Annotated in this window: 15 protein-coding genes; 8 read left to right on the forward strand and 7 right to left on the reverse strand. The window is 60.9% G+C overall.

All coding sequences use genetic code 11. The annotated features are described in order from the left end of the window. The first annotated feature begins 125 nt into the window (after positions 1-125). On the forward strand, positions 126-920 hold the full coding sequence (locus CAF65_RS16485; RefSeq protein ID WP_085717224.1) for an SDR family oxidoreductase: 795 nt from the start codon (positions 126-128) through the stop codon (positions 918-920). Between the two features lie 31 nt (positions 921-951). Beyond that, the gene (gene fabF, locus CAF65_RS16490) at positions 952-2226 is read left to right on the forward strand and encodes a beta-ketoacyl-ACP synthase II (protein WP_085717225.1); all 1275 of its coding nucleotides are present in this window, start codon (positions 952-954) and stop codon (positions 2224-2226) included. On the opposite strand, the gene CAF65_RS16495 is transcribed toward fabF, so the two are convergent. From CAF65_RS16495 to rfbB, 6 genes are all read right to left on the reverse strand, one after another. Beyond that, on the reverse strand, positions 2223-2780 hold the full coding sequence (locus tag CAF65_RS16495; RefSeq protein WP_085717226.1) for a TetR/AcrR family transcriptional regulator: 558 nt from the start codon (positions 2778-2780) through the stop codon (positions 2223-2225). The two genes, fabF and CAF65_RS16495, sit on opposite strands and share 4 nt — an antisense overlap. 167 nt (positions 2781-2947) lie before the next feature. After that, on the reverse strand, positions 2948-3115 hold the full coding sequence (locus tag CAF65_RS16500) for a DUF2897 family protein (RefSeq protein WP_007985427.1): 168 nt from the start codon (positions 3113-3115) through the stop codon (positions 2948-2950). Positions 3116-3254: 139 nt separating this feature from the next. After that, positions 3255-4619: an ethanolamine permease gene (gene eat, locus CAF65_RS16505; protein WP_085717227.1), complete on the reverse strand. Its 1365-nt coding sequence runs from the start codon at positions 4617-4619 to the stop codon at positions 3255-3257. 238 nt (positions 4620-4857) lie between these two features. Beyond that, positions 4858-5727: a dTDP-4-dehydrorhamnose reductase gene (rfbD, locus tag CAF65_RS16510; RefSeq protein ID WP_085717228.1), complete on the reverse strand. Its 870-nt coding sequence runs from the start codon at positions 5725-5727 to the stop codon at positions 4858-4860. 49 nt (positions 5728-5776) lie between these two features. Further along, entirely contained in the window at positions 5777-6649 is an 873-nt protein-coding gene (gene rfbA, locus CAF65_RS16515) for a glucose-1-phosphate thymidylyltransferase RfbA (protein WP_085717229.1), read from the reverse strand. Next, entirely contained in the window at positions 6646-7728 is a 1083-nt protein-coding gene (gene rfbB, locus CAF65_RS16520; protein WP_085717230.1) for a dTDP-glucose 4,6-dehydratase, read from the reverse strand. The genes rfbA and rfbB overlap by 4 nt, the downstream gene beginning before the upstream one ends. A gap of 342 nt (positions 7729-8070) precedes the next feature. On the opposite strand from rfbB, the gene kdpF reads away from it, so the two are divergent. The 4 genes from kdpF (at position 8071) to kdpC (ending at position 12645) form a co-directional block, all read left to right on the forward strand. Beyond that, complete coding sequence (gene kdpF, locus CAF65_RS16525; RefSeq protein WP_007899818.1) at positions 8071-8160, forward strand: K(+)-transporting ATPase subunit F; 90 nt, start codon at positions 8071-8073, stop codon at positions 8158-8160. 8 nt (positions 8161-8168) lie between these two features. Then, positions 8169-9872 (forward strand): potassium-transporting ATPase subunit KdpA, encoded by a 1704-nt coding sequence (kdpA, locus tag CAF65_RS16530; protein WP_085717231.1) that lies wholly within the window; start codon positions 8169-8171, stop codon positions 9870-9872. A gap of 24 nt (positions 9873-9896) precedes the next feature. Continuing rightward, positions 9897-11957 (forward strand): potassium-transporting ATPase subunit KdpB, encoded by a 2061-nt coding sequence (kdpB, locus tag CAF65_RS16535; protein ID WP_178076711.1) that lies wholly within the window; start codon positions 9897-9899, stop codon positions 11955-11957. Positions 11958-12099: 142 nt separating this feature from the next. Further along, complete coding sequence (kdpC, locus tag CAF65_RS16540) at positions 12100-12645, forward strand: potassium-transporting ATPase subunit KdpC (RefSeq protein ID WP_085717233.1); 546 nt, start codon at positions 12100-12102, stop codon at positions 12643-12645. Between the two features lie 146 nt (positions 12646-12791). On the opposite strand, the gene CAF65_RS16545 is transcribed toward kdpC, so the two are convergent. Beyond that, positions 12792-13700, reverse strand: a complete 909-nt coding sequence (locus tag CAF65_RS16545; RefSeq protein WP_085717234.1) for a DMT family transporter — start codon at positions 13698-13700, stop codon at positions 12792-12794. A gap of 179 nt (positions 13701-13879) precedes the next feature. Between CAF65_RS16545 and aceK the strand changes: the two genes are divergently transcribed. Both aceK and hrpA read left to right on the forward strand, forming a co-directional pair. After that, positions 13880-15592: a bifunctional isocitrate dehydrogenase kinase/phosphatase gene (gene aceK, locus CAF65_RS16550; protein WP_085717235.1), complete on the forward strand. Its 1713-nt coding sequence runs from the start codon at positions 13880-13882 to the stop codon at positions 15590-15592. 143 nt (positions 15593-15735) lie between these two features. Beyond that, on the forward strand, positions 15736-19647 hold the full coding sequence (hrpA, locus tag CAF65_RS16555) for an ATP-dependent RNA helicase HrpA (protein WP_085717236.1): 3912 nt from the start codon (positions 15736-15738) through the stop codon (positions 19645-19647). Positions 19648-19712: the final 65 nt, after the last annotated feature.

Here is a 19712-nt window from a genome sequence, read left to right on the forward strand (position 1 = left end):
CCAACCGTTCCCGGGAGAAAAATTACGACTATCATATTGAGATTGAATTATGCCTATAATAAAAACCGCTTGCGCCGAATTGTTTTGGCGTCAGGCATCACTCGGCATCCTTCAGGAGTACAGTCATGAATTCGGTTCAGTCCCAAGGTACGGCCCTCGTTACTGGTGCCTCTTCCGGCATCGGGGCGGTTTACGCTGAGCGGTTGGCGGCCCGTGGTTTTGATTTGTTGCTGGTGGCTCGAGACGAGCAGCGACTGGAGGCGGCGGCGAGCAGGCTGCGCTCGGAGCGTGGGATCAAGGTCGAAGTGCTGAAGGCGGATCTGACCCAAAAACAAGACGTGCTGCAGCTCGAACAGCGGTTGCGCAGCGATTCGAGTATCAGCCTGTTGCTCAATAACGCCGGCGTGGCGGCTGACGGGCCATTGGCCAATGCCGATACCGATCAACTGGAGCGAATGATTCAGCTCAACATCACGGCTGTCACGCGATTGGCCGCGGCGGCGGCTGCCAGTTTTACCAAGGTCGGGCGCGGCACCATCATCAATATTGCATCGGTGGTGGCGTTGTTTCCCGAGCGTTTCAACGCGACGTACAGCGCCAGCAAGGCCTATGTATTGAGCTTGACTCAATCGTTGAACGCCGAGCTGGATGGCACCGGTGTGAAGATCCAGGCGGTGCTGCCCGGTGTGACACGCACCGAGATCTGGGAGCGCTCTGGTATCGATGCGTCACAAATTCCTGCGGACATGGTGATGGAGGCGGGCGAGATGGTCGATGCGGCGTTGTCGGGTCTGGACCAAGGTGAATTGATCACCATTCCGTCGTTACCGGATGCGGGCGATTGGGATGCCTTTGTGGCGGCGCGTCTTGTGATGGCGCCTAATCTTTCCAGAAGCAAAGCCGCTGCCCGTTATCGGTAAGCGCCATCAACCGGCTTGAGGTATGTGTGGTATGAGTGATCGACGCGTGGTTGTAACAGGTATGGGCCTGGTGTCGCCGCTGGGGAGCGGTGTCGAAGCGGTCTGGAAGCGGCTGCTGGCCGGGCGTTCCGGGCTGCGCAATCTGCCGCAAGAGGTGGTTGCCGATCTGCCGGCCACGGTCGGCGGTGCCGTGCCTGCGCTGGCTGATGATCCGGAGGCGGGGTTCGATCCGGACCGGGCAACCCCACCCAAGGAACAGAAGAAGATGGACCGTTTTATTCTGTTCGCCATGGAAGCGGCGCGTCAGGCACTGGAGCAAGCCGGCTGGCAAGCGCTGGACGCCAATGCTCAGGAACGCACGGCCACCATCATCGGTTCTGGTGTGGGCGGTTTCGGCGCGATTGCCGACGCGGTGCGTACCACCGATAGCCGTGGGCCGAGACGTTTGTCTCCATTCACTATCCCTTCATTTCTGGTCAACCTGGCGGCAGGTCATGTGTCGATCCAGCATGGCTTCAAGGGGCCATTGGGCGCGCCGGTCACGGCATGCGCCGCCGGGGTTCAGGCGATTGGCGACGCGGCGCGGCTGATCCGCGCGGGCGAGGCGGATATCGCGGTATGCGGCGGTGCGGAAGCGGCGATCGATCGGGTCAGTCTTGCCGGGTTTGCGGCTGCTCGCGCCTTGTCCAGCGCTTACAACGAAACGCCTGAGCGCGCTTCACGACCTTTCGACAGTGGTCGCGATGGCTTTGTCATGGGAGAAGGGGCCGGGCTGCTGGTCATCGAGTCTCTGGACCATGCACTGGCCAGGGGCGCCCAGCCGCTGGCGGAACTGGTCGGCTACGGCACCAGCGCCGATGCCTTTCACCTGACCGCCGGCCCCGAAGACGGCAGCGGTGCGCGGCGAGCAATGTCGTTGGCATTGGCGCAGGCAGGAGTGTCACCGGCTCAGGTTCAGCATCTGAATGCTCATGCAACCTCGACTCCGGTGGGGGATCTGGGGGAGCTGGCGGCGATCAAGGCATTGTTCGGTGCGCAAAATGGCATCGCTGTGACATCAACCAAGTCGGCGACCGGGCATTTGCTCGGAGCCGCGGGTGGACTCGAAGCGATCTTTACGCTGCTGGCGATCCGTGACCAGGTTGTGCCAGCCACCCTCAATTTCGAGAGCCCGGACCCTGCCACTGAAGGTGTGGACATCGTTCATGGCGCCGCACGGCCGATGGCCATCGAATATGCGTTGTCCAACGGCTTCGGATTTGGCGGGGTCAATGCCAGTGTGCTGTTCAAGCGTTGGCAGGGTTAATCCTGTGAGTGTTTGAGGTATTCGCGTGCGACGTCGAGAATCCGTTGGGCAAACTCGGCGTCAGCCACGCTGCGCGATAACAGCAAGGCACCGACCAGCGTGGACATGATGACGATGCTGCGGTCGGCGGTGTGCTCACCACCAAGGGTGTGTTGGATCTGATCGAGCCGCGCCTGGAGCACGACGTCGCTGGTTGGACTCGGCTGACCACGCAGCCCCAGTTCCGAGGAAATGGTCAGCAGCGGGCAGCCTTCGTGAGGCGAGGTTTGATGCCATTCGGACAGGTAGGTGTCAATGAAGGCTTCGAGTGGATGCTCCTCTGCGAAGATTTGCGCGCACAACTCGTCGACTTGTGCACCAGCCTCCTGCAAGGCTTTCTCCACCAGTTCGTCCTTGGACTTGAAGTGCGAGTAAAAGCCGCCGTGGGTCAAGCCCAGAGCTTTCATCAGGGGCTGCAGCCCGGTCGCGCCGATACCGTCGCGTCGAAATCGCGCTGAAGCTTCCTTGATTATGCGTTGGTGGGTCTGGGCTTTATGGTCCTGCGAGTAACGCATCTGATATCTCCGCATCAATGCGGCCCATATTAACCAATGAAAATTGCATGGTGACTGTACTTCTACTTCTAAAAAGCATGCAGATGCTTCGATATGGGTGCAAAGCGGCATGATTGCAGGAGCTTTCACGCAAAAACAAACCCCGCCGATCAAGGCGGGGTTTTCAGTCAGCGGTCCTGGGCTTCCTTGGCGTCCATTTCCGCATTGCGTTCGGCGACGCGCTTACGTTGCTCTTCGGTCAGTTCGACCTTGTTTGCGGTGTCGCGCAGCAGCATCAGACCACCAACGATCGAGCCGATGGCAACGACCAGAATCAACCAGGCATACCAGGGCATAGGACTCTCCTTGAAAACAGGCGGTTGGCGAGGGTTCGCCAACCGCTCATGCATACCACTTTGAGCGATTGGGTTTTATCGCAGTTCCATCGCTATCACTCCATTCTATGCCTGTTGTTCAAGGTTCACCCGAACGCATTCAATGTCCGGTGAGCATCGCATCCGCCGGTGCGTCGGCGCGCAACTGTGCGGTGAGCATGAAGTACACGAAACCTGCCGCCATGAAGGCCAGGAAGATCAGACCGATCAACGTGTTGAACCAGGCCATCGCCACCAGGCACACCACCGCCAGCATCAGTGCAATGAACGGCACCAACGGGTAACACGGGGCGCGGAAGGTGCGTTCCAGGTTCGGCTCGGTTTTACGCAGTTTGAACAGGCTGAGCATGCTCATGATGTACATCACGATGGCGCCGAATACGGCCATGGTGATCATCGCGGCGGTCAGCGTCATTCCGCCGAGGTTGATCAGGCCGTCGCTGTAGATGGCCGCTATGCCGATTACTCCGCCGGCGACGATGGCTCTGTGCGGGGTTTGAAAGCGCGACAACCTGGCCAGGGACGCCGGCAGGTAACCGGCCCGGGCGAGGGCAAAGAACTGCCGCGAGTAGCCAAGGATGATCCCGTGGAAGCTCGCCACCAGACCGAACAGGCCGATCCACACCAGCATGTGCAGCCAGCCCGAGCTTTCGCCGACCACGGTTTTCATCGCCTGCGGCAGCGGGTCGTTGATATTCGACAGGGTGCGCCAGTCGCCGACGCCACCGGCGAAGAACATCACGCCCATCGCCAGCAGTACCAAGGTCAGGATACCGCTGATGTAAGCCTTGGGAATCGTGCGTTTCGGGTCCTTGGCTTCTTCGGCAGCCATGGCTGCGCCTTCGATGGCGAGGAAGAACCAGATGGCAAAGGGGATCGCCGCGAATATCCCGGCGATCGCCGGAGCACCGAACACGTCGGCGCCGGCCCAGCCATTGAGTGCGAAGTTGCTGAAGCTGAACGCCGGAGCGACCACGCCCATGAATACCAGCAATTCAGCGACCGCCAACACGCAGACCACCAGTTCGAAGGTCGCCGCCAGTTTCACCCCGAGGATGTTGAGGCCCATGAATACGATGTAGGCACCGACTGCCGCGTGTTTAGGGTCCAGGGCTGGAAACTGGACATTGAGGTAGGCGCCGATGGCCAAGGCAATCGCCGGTGGGGCGAAGACGAATTCGATCAGTGTCGCCAGCCCGGCGATCAACCCGCCTTTTTCGCCAAAGGCGCGACGGCTGTAGGCAAAGGGACCGCCCGCATGAGGAATGGCGGTGGTCAGCTCGGTGAAACTGAAGATGAAGCAGGTGTAAAGGGTGGCGACCATGAACGAGGTGACCAGAAAGCCCAAAGTCCCGGCTACGCCCCAGCCATAGCTCCAGCCGAAATACTCCCCGGAAATCACCAGCCCGACTGCAATGCCCCACAGGTGCAACGTGCCCAGCGTGGGTTTGAGTTGTGTGTTCATGCGTTTGCTCCCTGAGTGGTTTGGAAAGCTCAGTGGAGGGCTGTGCAGTGGGCGTGCCATTTTGCGAGGGTACGTCGTAATGGCTGGAAAGCTGTCGTATCGGGGATGTTCGCCCTTGGATACACGAATTTTGTGCGTCAGTCAGGGGCGCCGCTACTTCAAATGCCGCTTTCGAGAGCAAGCCCGCAGCCAGCTACCGCTGCAACGCGGGTATGCCGGTGCGGGCAGCGGTTGATGCTCAGGTTTGTTCAGTTAGGCATTCGCGCAACGCCGTTTGCCAGTCAGGTTGACTGACACCCCAATCGCGTTGCAAGCGACTGCAATCCAGGCGCGAGTTGAGCGGTCGGGCGGCGGGTGTCGGGTAGTCGCTGGTCGGGATCGGAAACAGTTCGGCGCAGGGCTTGCCCTGTTGTCGCAATGCCTCGCCGATCGCCTGGGCGAAACCGAACCAGGAGGTTTCACCTTGAGCGGTCAGGTGATAGGTACCCCAGTTTGCAGCCGTGTTCGTCTGCCAGCGTTCAATCAAGGCAAGGGTGCTGTTGGCGATTGTACCGGCCCATGTAGGTGCGCCGATTTGATCGGCGACTACACGTAGCTCCGGTTTTTCTTGCAGCAAACGTTGCATCGTCAGCAGAAAGTTACGGCCATGACTCGAATAGACCCAGCTGGTACGCAGGATCAGATGTTTACCATGCACGTCCCTGATCGCCTGCTCACCGGCCAGCTTGCTCTTGCCGTATACCCCGAGCGGATTGGGCGTGTCGTCCTCGTTGTAAGGCCCGGCTTTCGTCCCGTCGAATACATAGTCCGTGGAGTAATGTATCAACGGGATGTCGAGAGCCAGCGCTTCTTCAGCAAGGATGCCGGGAGCTATGGCGTTAATGGCAAAGGCCGATTGTGGCTCGCTTTCTGCCAGATCAACCGCTGTATGGGCTGCTGCGTTGATGATCAGATCGGGCCGGAGGTTTTGCACCTGACGGCGAATCTGATCGGGTTGCGCGAGATCGAGCTGATCGCGACCCAATACGATCAGTTCGCCGACGGCACCCAGCCGCTGTTGCAGCTCATGTGAGACCTGACCATGCCGGCCATTGATGAGTACTTTCATGGGGAAAGTTCACTCTCGCCCAAGGGCAGATCGGGCTCACACGGACTCATTACTCTTCCCCTGCCAATTTGGCCAGGTACTGGCCATAGCCCGTTTTGCCGAAGTATTGGGCGCGCTCCAGCAGTTGGTCGCGGTCGATCCAGCCATTCTCATAGGCTATCTCTTCCAGGCACGCCACTTTCAGGCCTTGGCGGTGTTCGATGGTTTGCACGTACTGAGAGGCTTCGAGCAGGCTATCGTGGGTGCCGGTGTCGAGCCAGGCAAAGCCTCGACCAAAACGCTCGACCTGCAGATCGCCACGTTGCAGATAGGCATTGTTGACGTCGGTTATTTCCAGCTCGCCGCGAGGCGAAGGTTTCACCGCCTTGGCGATCTCGATCACATCGTTGTCATAGAAATACAGGCCGGTCACGGCATAACTGGATTTCGGCTTTTTCGGTTTTTCTTCGATCGAAAGCGCACGACCATCGCTGTCGAAATCGATGACACCGAAGCGCTCGGGGTCTTTGACCCAGTAGCCGAACACGGTGGCACCGGAGGCGCGTTTTGCCGCGTTCTGCAATTGTTCGCCAAAGTGCTGACCATGGAAGATGTTGTCGCCCAGGATCAGGCACACAGGGTCATCGCCAATGAACTCTTCGCCAATCAGAAAAGCCTGGGCCAGGCCGTCCGGTGATGGCTGCTCGGCAAAGCTGAAGTTCACCCCGAACTGACTGCCATCACCCAGCAGATTGCGATACTGAGGTAGATCCTGCGGGGTGGAGATCAGCAGGATATCCTTGATGCCGGCCAGCATCAGCACCGAGATCGGATAGTAGATCATCGGCTTGTCGTAGACCGGCAACAGCTGTTTCGACACTCCGAGCGTAATTGGATGCAGGCGTGTGCCCGAGCCGCCCGCCAAAACGATACCTTTCATCATACGAGCAACTCCTTGGGATTGATGGCGCCAAGGCGTTCGCCCTGATAGCTGCCATCTTGAACACGGCGGCACCACTCCATGTTGTCCAGGTACCACTGAACGGTTTTGCGCAAGCCGGTTTCGAACGTTTCTTCGGGCACCCAGCCCAGTTCGCGTTCAATCTTGCTGGCATCGATTGCGTAGCGTAAGTCATGACCAGGACGATCCTGGACGAACTTGATCAGGTCGGCGTAATGCGCAACGCCCTCAGGCTTGTGCGGTGCCAGTTCTTCCAGCAGGGCGCAGATGCCACGCACCACGTCGATGTTCTTTTGTTCGTTGTGCCCGCCGATGTTGTAGGTCTCGCCGACGGTGCCGGTGGTTACCACCTTGAGCAGTGCCCGCGCATGATCTTCGACGAACAACCAGTCGCGCACTTGCAGGCCATTGCCATACACCGGCAGCGGCTTGCCGGCCAAGGCATTGAGGATGACCAGCGGAATCAGTTTCTCGGGGAAGTGGAACGGTCCGTAATTGTTCGAGCAATTGGTCAGCAGCACCGGCAGGCCATAGGTTCGCTGCCAGGCGCGGACCAGGTGGTCGGACGCTGCCTTGCTGGCGGAGTAGGGCGAGCTCGGTGCGTAGGGCGTCGTTTCCGTAAACAGATCGTCGACACCGTGCAGGTCGCCGTAAACCTCGTCAGTGGAGATGTGATGAAAGCGGAAGGCGCTTTTCTCAGGCTCCGGGAGGGCTTGCCAATACGCGCGGGTGGCCTCGAGAAGGCTGTAGGTGCCAACGATGTTGGTCTGGATGAATTCCGATGGTCCGTCGATGGAGCGATCGACGTGGGACTCCGCTGCCAGGTGCATGATCGCGTGAGGCTGGAAACGTGCCAGCACGGCTGTGACGGTCACCTGATCCACGATATCGGCCTGAACGAACTCGTAGCGAGTGTCATTGGCAATACTGGTCAGCGACTCGAGATTACCGGCATAGGTCAGTTTGTCCAGGTTGAGCACTTCATGCTCAGTGTGTTGAATCAGCTCGCGAACAAGGGCCGAGCCTATGAAGCCGGCTCCGCCGGTGATAAGGATACGCATGTAGGGCCAGCCTTTTTCAGTAATGCGAATGGCGGTAGCTTGCAGGCACGAGCGCAGAGGTGCAAGAGTTCTTGACCAATTCGGTTGCGTCGCGCCTATCGGCAGGATTATCCATGACTTGCAGCAGACACTCACTACTCTCGAGCACATTTTATAGCTCTACCTGCGACACATCCGGTTTTCTCCGTACCGGAACGCCTTCCGGCAAACTCTAACCCCTGCGTAAACCCACTCTTTACGCTTTCTTTATGCCCCGCGCGCACCCTCGGTCTCGTTCCTTTACAGCCTCCTTTCCGACAATGACTCCACACGCGGCAATGCGCCGTAACACGGAGAACTTCCATGAGCGTTCTGGACGGGGTGTCACTGCTGTTGGCAGTGGGGCTGTTCATTTATCTGTTGGTTGCGCTGTTGCGCGCGGACCGGAACTAGGAGCGGCTATGCACAGTTATGACTATTGGCTGATCCTCGGGTTTTTCGCGGTGGTATTGGTCCCGGCACCGTTTCTCGGGCGCTTCTACTACAAGGTGATGGAAGGACAGCGCACCTGGCTGACACCGATTCTCGGCCCGGTCGAACGTGGTTGTTATCGTCTGGCCGGCGTCGATCCGCAGGCCGAACAGAGCTGGCAGAAGTACACGCTGGCCTTGCTCGCCTTCAACTTTGCGGGGTTCCTGCTGCTGTTCGCGATCCTGTTGTTCCAGGACCACTTGCCGCTGAACCCGCAAAACCTGCCGGGCCAGGAGTGGACACTGGCGTTCAACACCGCCATCAGTTTCATGACCAACACTAACTGGCAGGCCTACAGCGGCGAAGCGTCCTTGAGCTATCTGAGCCAGATGGTCGGCCTCACCGTGCAGAACTTCGTCAGCGCCGCCACCGGCCTCGCGGTTCTGGTTGCGCTGTGCCGTGGTATCGGTCGCAAATCCACCGCATCGCTTGGCAACTTCTGGGTCGACATGACCCGCGCCACCCTCTACGGCTTGTTGCCACTGTGCCTGCTGCTGGCGCTGTATCTGGTCTGTCAGGGCGTGCCGCAAACCTTCGCGCAATACGTGAATGCGGTCACCGTGCAGGGCGTTGATCAAGTGATCCCGCTGGGCCCGGCCGCCAGCCAGATTGCGATCAAGCAATTGGGCACCAACGGTGGTGGCTTCTTTGGTGTGAACTCGGCGCATCCGTTCGAGAACCCGACGGCGTGGAGCAACCTGTTCGAAGTGGCCTCGATCATCCTGATTCCGGTGGCACTGGTGTTCACCTTCGGCCACTACGTGAAGGACCTGCGTCAGAGTCGCGCGATCATCGCCTGCATGCTGGCGCTGTTCCTGATCGGCGGCGCAACCTCGCTGTGGGCCGAATACCAACCGAACCCGGCCTTGAACAACGTCTCTGTCGAGCAGGCCGCGCCGCTGGAAGGCAAGGAAGCACGCTTCGGCACCACCGCCACCGTGCTCTGGTCGGTGACCACCACATCCGCTTCCAATGGTTCGGTGAACGGCATGCACGACAGCCTCAACCCACTGAGCGGCATGGTGGCGCTGGTCAACATGATGGTCGGCGAAGTGATCTTCGGCGGCGTCGGTGCCGGGCTCTACGGCATGTTGCTCAACGTGCTGATCGCAGTGTTCCTTGCCGGGCTGATGATTGGCCGTACTCCGGAATACCTCGGCAAGAAACTGCAGGCCAAGGAAGTGCAATTGCTGGTAGTGACCCTGATGGTCATGCCGATTGGCGTACTGGTGCTCGGCGCGATCGCCGCCAGCCTGCCAGGCCCGGTGGCTGCCGTGAGCAATCCAGGCGCCCACGGTTTCAGTCAACTGCTCTACGCCTACACCTCGGCCAGTGCCAACAACGGCTCGGCGTTCGGCGGCTTTGGTGCCAACACTCCGTTCCACAACCTGATGCTGGGGCTTGGCATGTTGATCGGTCGTTTCGGTTACATCCTCCCGGTCCTGGCCCTGGCTGGCAGCCTGGCGATGAAGAAAACCGCACCGATCGGCCAGAACAGCTTTCCGACCCACGGCCCGCTGTTCGTGACCCTGCTGACCGTGACCATTTTGCTGGTGGGTGGTTTGACCTTCTTGCCGACCCTGGCGTTGGGGCCGATTGCCGAACACTTGAGCATGGCTGCTCTTCTGAAATAGGGAGCTAAGGAATCCATCATGAATATGCATGTTCCTGCTGCAAAACCTGCCTCACCGACCAAGTCGGCCGAAGCACCAAAAACCGCAATCTCGGCCCTCTGGCGTCCGGCGTTGCTGCAAGCCTTCGTCAAGCTCGACCCACGGCAATTGCAACGTGCGCCGGTGATGTTGGTGGTCGAGCTGACTGCAATCCTGACCACTGTGCTGTGCTTCGTGCCGGACACTGCGGTGCCGACTTTCGTCGCCGCGCAAATTGCCCTGTGGCTGTGGTTCACCGTGCTGTTCGCCAATTTCGCCGAGGCCCTGGCCGAAGGTCGCGGCAAGGCCCGCGCCGACAGTCTCAAGGCTGGCAGCGAAGGTTTGAGCGCTCGCCGCAAAACCAGCAACGGCACCTTCCAGGTGGTGCCGGCCACCAGCCTGCGCAAGGGCGATGTGGTGCGCGTCGAAGCAGGGGAGATGATCCCCGGTGACGGTGAAGTGATCGAAGGCATCGCGGCGGTCAATGAAGCGGCGATTACCGGTGAATCGGCACCGGTGATTCGCGAGTCCGGTGGCGACCGCTCGGCCGTCACCGGCAATACAAGGCTGGTGTCCGACTGGCTGCTGGTGAGGATCACCGCCAACCCTGGCGAATCGACCCTGGACCGCATGATCGCTCTGGTCGAAGGCGCCAAACGCCAGAAAACCCCGAACGAAGTGGCTCTGGACATCCTGCTGATCGGCCTGACCCTGATCTTCCTGATGGTGGTCGTGACCCTGCAACCGTTCGCCCACTTCGCCAATGGCAGCCTGCCGCTGGTATTCCTGGTGGCATTGTTGGTCACGTTGATTCCGACCACCATCGGCGGTTTGCTGTCGGCCATCGGTATCGCCGGCATGGATCGGCTGGTACGCCTGAACGTGATCGCCAAGTCCGGTCGTGCGGTGGAAGCGGCGGGCGACGTGCACGTCCTGCTGCTGGACAAGACCGGCACCATCACCTTCGGTAACCGTCGTTGCTCGGCGGTGTATGCCGCCCCGGGTGTGACGGCCAGGGAACTGGCCGAAGGCGCATTGCTGGCTTCGCTGGCCGACGACACCGCTGAAGGCAAGTCGATCGTCGAATACCTGCGTGGCACTCATCCGCAACCTGAGCCTTCCGCCGATGGGCTGACAGCCGTGCCATTCAGTGCCGAAACCCGCTTGTCCGGTGTCGACTATCAGGGGCGCGTGTACCGCAAAGGGGCGGTGGATTCGTTGCTGGCGTTCATTGGCCTCAAGCGGGTGGATCTGGCTGCACCGTTGTCCCGTGAAATCGACAGGATTGCCCAAAGCGGTGGCACGCCGTTGCTGGTGTGTGCCGACGGCAAGTTGCTCGGTGTGATCCACCTCAAGGACGTGGTCAAGCCGGGCATCCGCGAGCGTTTCGCCGAGCTGCGCAAACTGGGCATTCGCACCGTCATGGTCACCGGCGACAACCCGTTGACCGCCGCTGCCATCGCCGCCGAAGCGGGTGTGGATGACGTGCTGGCGGAAGCCACGCCGGAGAAAAAACTGGCACGCATTCGTCACGAGCAAAACGACGGTCGCCTGGTCGCCATGTGCGGCGACGGCGCCAACGACGCCCCGGCACTGGCCCAGGCGGACGTCGGCATGGCAATGAACGATGGCACACAAGCCGCACGTGAAGCGGCCAATATGGTCGACCTCGACAGCGACCCGACCAAGTTGCTGGACGTGGTGCAGATCGGCAAGGAGTTGCTGGTGACCCGTGGTGCGCTGACGACCTTTTCCATCGCCAACGACGTGGCCAAGTACTTCGCGATTCTGCCGGCGCTGTTCGCCGCGATCTACCCGCAACTGGGCGTGCTCAACGTGATGCACCTGAGCAGTCCGCAGAGCGCGATTCTCTCGGCGATCGTATTCAACGCCCTGATCATTGTGGTGCTGATCCCTCTGGCATTGCGCGGTGTGCGCGTGCAGGCGGCGAGTGCGGCGGCGTTGTTGCGACGCAATCTGCTGATCTATGGACTGGGCGGGATTCTGGTGCCGTTCGTGGGCATCAAGGCGATCGACATGCTGTTGACAGCGCTGCATCTGGTTTGACTGAACACCCCCCTGTAGGCGCGAGCTCGCTCGCGATGGTGGTTAACGATAACGAGTGCTTCCGGACTGTACGCGGCGCTCTCAATTGCATCGCGAGCAAGCTCGCTCCTACAGGCTTTCCTGCGAATTCGAGGATTTTGAAATGTCCACATTGATACGCCCGGCCCTGAGCCTGCTGGTCCTGATGACGCTGATCACCGGCGTCGCTTATCCACTGGCGGTCACTGGTGTGGCCCAGGTCGCGTTCCCGGATCAGGCCAACGGCAGCCTGGTGCATGATGCCGAGGGCAAGGTCCGCGGTTCCTCGCTGATCGCCCAGGATTTCGTCGGTGACGCCTGGTTTCACCCGCGCCCTTCAGCCGGTGCCTTTGCCACTGTGTCGAGCAGTGCCAGCAACCTGTCGCCGAGCAACCCGGCCCTGGCGACGCGGGTGATCGACGATGCCAACAAACTGCTGGTGCCAGGCCAGGGGCCGGTGCCATTGGCGCTGGTCACTACGTCTGGCAGCGGTCTCGATCCGCACTTGCCACCGGCGGCGATTGCCTATCAACTGGCGCGTGTTGCGGCGGCGCGCAATCTGCCGGTAGCGACACTGCAGCAACTGCTGGACACCCACATCGAGCAGCCATTGTTAGGCCCGCCGGTGGTGAATGTGCTTGAGTTGAATCTGGCGCTGGAAAAACTGTAAACCGGCGGCGCAGCCATTCGCGAGCAAGCCTGCTCCCACAAGGGTTCTTTTGTGAACACAGAATTGGTGTCCATACCGGGCAACTGTGGGGGCGGGCTTGCCCCGGGCGGCGTTCCGACGAAGGCGTCATCCGAAACGCAACAATGCTACCGGTCCGTCACCAAACCCGGTTTCACCGCAGCCGGCTTCAACACCAACCACAACGCCACCGCAATCAACACTCCGCCGTAGATATGCGCCATCGACAGCGGCTCATCGAGAAACATCGCCCCCCACAACACGCCGAATGGCGGGATCATGAAGGTCACGGTCGACGACTTTACCGGGCCGATCGAACTGAGCAGCCGGAAGTAAATGATGTAGGCAAACGCGGTACACACCAGCCCCAGTCCCAGCAGCGACAACCAGACCTTCCATCCACCCCAGCTCGCTGGTGGCTGGCTGAGCACGCTGTAGCCGAACAACGGCAATATGAACAGGGTCGCGCCCAGCATGCTGCCCAGCGCCGACAGTCGACTGTCCAGCCCACCCGCCTGATCGAGCCAGCGCCGGGCGAGAAACCCGGAAAAACCGTAGCAAGTGGTGGCGAGCAGGCAGGCGAGTGCGCCCATCAGCAGTTGCATGTCGAACGCCACCGGACCGGCGCGGGTCAGGACGCCGACGCCGAGCAACCCGAGGAAAACCCCACTGAGCTTGGCGGCGGTGAGTCTTTCACTGAAGAACAGGCCACCGATCAGCACGCCCATCAGTGGCGTGGTGGCATTGAAAATCGCCGAGTAACCGGCCGGCAGCACCAGTGCCGCGACGCTGTAGAGTGTTGCCGGCAAGCCCGAGTTGAGCACGCCGAGTAGCATCACGGTCTTGAGCTTGCCCTTGAAATCCCAGCGGACACGTATCAGGCCAAGTATCACCACCAACCCGGCAGCGGCAATCGAGACGCGGAAAAAAGCCGTGGGAACGGTGCCGATCACCGGGGCGATGATACGCATGAACAGGAAGCTCGCACCCCATATAGCCGCCAGTGACAGCATCCGAACAATATCGACAGGGTTCACGATGTACTCCTTCCTTGATCGGGAGGTGAGTGTTGCCGAGCGCCTTGAGTCTGGCAACCGAAAACCGGGCATTGAACTCTTCAGGGCGTCGATGACGCGGCGGCGGGAAAATTGCGCTTCTCCTGCACCCGGTTCACTGGCTAAGCTCAAGCCTTCCGAATTCCCGCAGAGGTCTCACCATGCCGCAGCAATGGCCAGCCGCCGACATCGCCCGCTTGATCCTCGATGGCTTTGACGATTACCGCGAGCATTTTCGCCAGATCACTGACGGCGCCCGGGCCCGTTTCGAGCAGGCCCTGTGGCAAGAGACGCAATCGGCGTCGGCGGCACGAATCAACCTGTACGAAGAAAAAGTCGGCGAAACGGTGGAGCGACTGCGCACCGCGTTTGACGCCGACACGCTGGACGTCAGTTGCTGGCCGCTGGTCAAAAGCGCCTACATCAGCCTGATCGACCTGCGCTTCGACGATGAACTGTCCGAGACCTGGTACAACTCGATCTTCTGCGGGCTGTTCAGCCATGACCTGATCAGCGACGGCTGCATGTTCATCCACACCACCCGGCCGAGCCTGCGCCGTGCCCGGGCCGCGCAAACCCGCACCTATAAGCCGCAAGGCCAATTGTCGGCAATGCTCGCCAGCATTTTCGCCGACTACCGCTTCAGCGAAGAATACGCCGACCTGCCCGGGGACCTGCGCCGCCTCGAAGCGCAACTGCGCGAGAACCTGCCGGATTGGGTATGCAAGGACCCGGAGTTGAGTGTCGAGCTGTTTTCCTCGGTGCTGTACCGCAATAAAGGCGCGTACCTGGTGGGGCGCATCTACACCGCCGACGAGCAATGGCCGCTGGCAATTCCATTGCTGCACCTCGAAGGGCGCGGCATCCAGATCGATGCGCTGATCACCGACGAGGCGGACGTGTCGATCATTTTCTCCTTCACCCGCTCGTATTTCATGGTGGATGTGCCGGTGCCGGCGGAGTTTATCGGCTTCCTGCGGCGCATCCTGCCGGGTAAGCACATTGCCGAGCTGTACACCTCGATTGGCTTCTACAAGCACGGCAAGTCGGAGTTCTACCGGGCGCTGATCAACCACCTGGCCAACTCCGACGACCAGTTCATCATGGCCCCCGGTGTGCGCGGCATGGTCATGAGCGTGTTCACCCTGCCGGGTTTCAACACCGTGTTCAAAATCATCAAGGACCGTTTCTCGCCGTCGAAAAACGTCGATCGCGCCACGGTGATCGAAAAGTACCGGCTGGTGAAGAGTGTCGACCGGGTCGGACGCATGGCCGATACCCAGGAGTTCGCCGACTTTCGTTTCCCGCTGAGCAAGTTCGACCCGGCGTGCCTGGAGGAGTTGCTGGAAGTCGCGCCGTCCACGGTGTCGGTGGAAGGCGACACGGTACTGATCCGTCACTGCTGGACCGAGCGACGCATGACCCCGCTGAACCTCTACCTGGAAAACGCCAATGAGGCGCAGGTACGCGAAGCCCTGGAAGACTACGGGCTGGCGATCAAGCAACTGGCGGCGGCCAACATCTTTCCCGGCGACATGCTGTTGAAGAACTTCGGGGTGACCCGTCACGGCCGGGTGGTGTTCTACGACTACGACGAGATCTGCTTCCTCACCGAGGCCAATTTTCGCCACATCCCTGCACCGCGTACCCCCGAGGACGAAATGGCCTCCGAGCCGTGGTATTCGATCGGGCCGCTGGACGTGTTCCCGGAAGAGTTTCCGCCGTTCCTGTTTGCTGATTCGGGGCAGCGCCGGTTGTTCGACCAACTGCATGGCGAGTTGTACAACGCCGATTACTGGAAGAGCCTGCAAGAGGCGATTCGGGCGGGGAAGGTGATTGATGTGTTTCCGTATCGGCGCAAGGGGCTGGATTAAAGGTAACGCCTACTGATGCCTACGCGGGCTTGCCCGCGAAAAGGCTAGACACGGTCTGGAGTCATGCACCGCACCATTATTTATGCCGCCAAATCTGCGACAATCGCCACCCTGCGCCACTAGACGACTGAATTGCGTACCCGATGACCGACGAATCGCCCTCCATCGACAAACTGCTGAAAAACCTCGATCACGCCATGCTCGCTGACCGCCACCGGCTGCGGCGGCAGTTGCTTGAGCTGCGCAAGAAACCCGACGAGGCCAAGCTGGCCCAGTGGGTGGCGCGCCTGCAGGCGTCCTGTGACCAGGTGCTGGCGCGCAAGGCCAGCCTGCCGGTGATTCGTTACGACGACAGCCTGCCGATCGCCGCCAAGCGCGACGAAATCAAGAAAGCGCTGGAAAAGCACCAGGTGCTGATCATCGCCGGCGAAACCGGTTCGGGTAAAACCACCCAGTTGCCGAAGATCTGTCTGGAAATCGGTCGCGGCCAGCATGGCCTGATCGGCCACACCCAGCCGCGCCGGATCGCTGCGCGCAGCGTCGCCAGCCGGGTGGCTGAAGAGCTCGGCACACCGCTGGGCGCGCTGGTCGGCTATCAGGTGCGCTTCGAGGATCAGAGCGATGCCAACACCCTGATCAAACTGATGACCGACGGCATCCTGCTCGCGGAAACCCAGAACGACCGCTATCTGGAACGCTACGACACGATCATCGTCGACGAAGCCCACGAACGCAGCCTCAACATCGACTTCCTGCTCGGCTACCTGAAAACCCTGCTGCCACGGCGTCCGGACCTGAAGGTCATCATCACTTCGGCGACCATCGACCTGGAGCGTTTCTCCAGGCATTTTGACGATGCGCCGATTGTCGAAGTGTCCGGCCGCACTTTCCCGGTGGACACCTGGTATCGCCCGTTGACTCTGGAGCAGGACGAAGAGGGCAACCGCGTCGAGGACGACCTGACGGTGGATCAGGCGATCCTCGCCACCCTCGATGAAATCGCCGCGTATGAACGCAGCGAGCGGCGCAGCCCCGGTGACGTGCTGGTGTTCCTGCCGGGTGAGCGCGAGATTCGCGACGCCGCCGACATGTTGCGCAAGGCTCAGCTCAAGCACACCGAAATCCTGCCGTTGTATGCGCGGCTGTCGCCGGCCGAGCAGCAGCGGATTTTCCAGTCGCACCCGGGCCGTCGTGTGGTCCTGGCGACCAACGTCGCGGAAACCTCGCTGACCGTGCCGGGCATCCGTTATGTGATCGACAGCGGCACCGCGCGCATCAGCCGCTACAGCTACCGGGCCAAGGTTCAGCGCCTGCCGATCGAGGCCATTTCCCAGGCTAGTGCCAACCAGCGCAAGGGCCGTTGCGGACGGGTCGAACCAGGCATTTGCGTGCGCCTGTACAGCGAAGAGGATTTCCTCGGTCGCCCGGAATTCACCGATCCGGAGATCCTGCGCACCAACCTCGCGGCGGTCATCTTGCAGATGTTGCATCTGCGCCTCGGTGAGATCACCGCGTTCCCGTTCATTGAGCCGCCCGATGGCAAGGCCATCAGCGACGGTTTCAACCTGCTGCAAGAGCTCTCGGCGGTGGATCGCAACAGTCAATTGACGCCGCTCGGCCGTCAACTGGCGCGGCTGCCGGTGGATCCGCGCATGGGCCGCATGTTGCTCGAAGCGGCGAAGCTCGGCAGCTTGCAGGAAGTGCTGATCGTCGCCAGCGCCATGTCGATCCAGGACCCGCGTGAGCGCCCGCCGGAGCGTCAGCAAGCGGCGGATCAGGCCCACGCCCAGTGGAAAGACGCCGACTCGGACTTCGCTGGACTGGTCAATCTGTGGCGCGGTTTCGAGGAACAGCGCCAGGCACTGGGGGCCAACCCGCTGCGCAACTGGTGCCGCAAGAACTTCCTGAATTACCTGCGCCTGCGCGAATGGCGCGACTCCCATCGTCAGCTGAGCCTGATCTGCCGCGACATGCAGTTGAGCCTCAATAAAGAGCCGGCGGACTATCCGAAACTGCACAAAGCGGTGCTGGTGGGGTTGCTGAGCCAGATCGGCCAGAAAACCGAAGAGGGTGATTACCTCGGTGCGCGTCAGCGGCGGTTCTGGATTCATCCGTCGTCGGGTATCGGTAAAAAGCGTCCGCAGTGGCTGATGACCGCCGAACTGGTGGAAACCACCAAGCTCTACGCGCGCATGGTGGCGAAGATCGACGCCGACTGGATCGAGCCGCTGGCCGGGCATCTGATCAAGAAAAACCACTTCGAACCCCACTGGGAGAAGAAGCGCGGCCAGGTCGTGGCGTTCGAGCAGATCACCCTGTTCGGGTTGATCGTGGTGGGCCGTCGGCCGGTGCATTACGGGCCGGTGGACCCGGTGGTGTCTCGCGAATTGTTCATCCGCGAAGGGCTGGTGCGCGGCGAGATCCAGTCGAAGGCCAAGTGCCTGAGCGCCAACAAACAGTTGCTGGAACAACTCGACGAACTGGAAGCCAAGGCCCGTCGTCGCGACATCCTCGCCGACGAAGAGACCCTGTTCGCCTTTTACGACGCGCGACTGCCGGCGCAGATCCATCAGACAGCGACCTTCGACAGTTGGTATCGGATCAACAGCCAGAAAGACCCACAGTTGCTGATCATGCGCGAAGAGGACGTGCTGGCCCGCGAAGCCAGTGAAGTCACCGCCCAGCACTACCCGGATACGCTGCACATCGGCGATCTGGAACTGGCGCTCGGTTACCACTTCGAACCCAACCACCCACGGGACGGCGTGACCCTGCGCGTGCCGGCACCGCTGTTGCCGATGCTGCCACCGGAGCGCCTGGAATGGCTGGTGCCGGGTGTCATCGAAGCCAAGTGCATTGCGCTGGTGCGCAACTTGCCCAAGGCCTTGCGCAAGAACTTCGTACCGGTGCCGGACTTCGTCAAGGCGGCCTTGCAGCGCATGACCTTTGCCGAGGGCTCGCTGCCCCTGGCCCTGGGGCGCGAGCTGTTGCGCATGACCGGTGCGCGGGTCAGCGATGAAGCCTGGGCCGAGGCGGCGCAGCAGGTCGAAAGCCATCTGCGGATGAACCTGGAAATTGTCGACGGCCAGGGCAAGTTCCTCGGTGAAGGTCGTGACCTGGCTGAGCTGACTGCGCGTTTCGCCGAAGCGAGCCAGGCGGCGTTGGCCGTCCCGCAAACCGCGAAAAGCCAGCAACCGGTGGAGCCGAAAGTGTTCGCCGCCGTCGCCGAGAAAACCCGGCAGAAGATCGCCGGACTGTCGATGACGGTGTATCCGGCGCTGGTGGAGGAGAGCGGCACGGTCAAGGAAGGTCGCTTTTCCACGCCGGCCGAAGCCGAGTTCCAGCATCGCCGTGCACTGCAACGCCTGCTGATGCAGCAACTGGCCGAATCGGCGAAGTTCCTGCGCGGCAAGTTGCCGGGCCTGACCGAATTGGGGCTGTTGTATCGCGACATGGGGCGTGTCGATGCGTTGGTGGAAGACATTCTGCTGGCCAGCCTCGACAGCTGCATTCTTGAGGGCGAAGACCCGCTGCCTCGTGACGGTGCGGGTCTGGCGTCCCTGGCTGAACGCAAGCGCGGCGCCTGGACCGAGCACGCCGAGCGAGTGGCGAAGCTGACCCTGGAAATCCTCAAGCTCTGGCACGGTTTGCAAAAGCGCTTCAAGGGCAAGATCGATCTGGCGCAAGCCGTGGCCCTGAACGACATCAAGCAGCAGCTCAGCCACCTGGTCTATCCGGGTTTTGTCCGGGAAACGCCGATGCAGTGGCTCAAGGAGTTGCCGCGTTACCTCAAGGCCATCGAACAACGCTTCGAAAAAATCGGCGCCCAGGTGCAGCGCGACCGGGTCTGGAGCGGCGAATTGAGCGGCCTGTGGACGCAATACCAGACCCGCGCCAGCAAACACGCCCAGGAAGGCAAGCGTGATCCGCAGCTGGAGTTGTATCGCTGGTGGCTGGAGGAATACCGGGTTTCGCTGTTTGCCCAGCAACTGGGAACCAAGGTGCCGATCTCCGACAAGCGGCTGAACAAGCAGTGGAGTCAGGTAGAGGCCTGACCCCCCCCTGTAGGAGCGAGCTCGCTCCTACAGGTCTGTTGTCGCTCTCGCAAAAGGGGCGAAAA

Origin of the sequence: Pseudomonas sp. B28(2017), from assembly GCF_002113025.1 — a bacterium.
Classification (GTDB): Bacteria; Pseudomonadota; Gammaproteobacteria; order Pseudomonadales; family Pseudomonadaceae; genus Aquipseudomonas.

Coding starts and splice junctions, on each gene's coding strand:
- CAF65_RS16485 (WP_085717224.1), top strand. CDS start 126: ATGAATTCGGTTCAGTCCCAAGGTACGGCCCTCGTTACTGGTGCCTCT.
- fabF (WP_085717225.1), top strand. CDS start 952: ATGAGTGATCGACGCGTGGTTGTAACAGGTATGGGCCTGGTGTCGCCG.
- CAF65_RS16495 (WP_085717226.1), bottom strand. CDS start 2,780: ATGCGTTACTCGCAGGACCATAAAGCCCAGACCCACCAACGCATAATC.
- CAF65_RS16500 (WP_007985427.1), bottom strand. CDS start 3,115: ATGCCCTGGTATGCCTGGTTGATTCTGGTCGTTGCCATCGGCTCGATC.
- eat (WP_085717227.1), bottom strand. CDS start 4,619: ATGAACACACAACTCAAACCCACGCTGGGCACGTTGCACCTGTGGGGC.
- rfbD (WP_085717228.1), bottom strand. CDS start 5,727: ATGAAAGTACTCATCAATGGCCGGCATGGTCAGGTCTCACATGAGCTG.
- rfbA (WP_085717229.1), bottom strand. CDS start 6,649: ATGATGAAAGGTATCGTTTTGGCGGGCGGCTCGGGCACACGCCTGCAT.
- rfbB (WP_085717230.1), bottom strand. CDS start 7,728: ATGCGTATCCTTATCACCGGCGGAGCCGGCTTCATAGGCTCGGCCCTT.
- kdpF (WP_007899818.1), top strand. CDS start 8,071: ATGAGCGTTCTGGACGGGGTGTCACTGCTGTTGGCAGTGGGGCTGTTC.
- kdpA (WP_085717231.1), top strand. CDS start 8,169: ATGCACAGTTATGACTATTGGCTGATCCTCGGGTTTTTCGCGGTGGTA.
- kdpB (WP_178076711.1), top strand. CDS start 9,897: ATGCATGTTCCTGCTGCAAAACCTGCCTCACCGACCAAGTCGGCCGAA.
- kdpC (WP_085717233.1), top strand. CDS start 12,100: ATGTCCACATTGATACGCCCGGCCCTGAGCCTGCTGGTCCTGATGACG.
- aceK (WP_085717235.1), top strand. CDS start 13,880: ATGCCGCAGCAATGGCCAGCCGCCGACATCGCCCGCTTGATCCTCGAT.
- hrpA (WP_085717236.1), top strand. CDS start 15,736: ATGACCGACGAATCGCCCTCCATCGACAAACTGCTGAAAAACCTCGAT.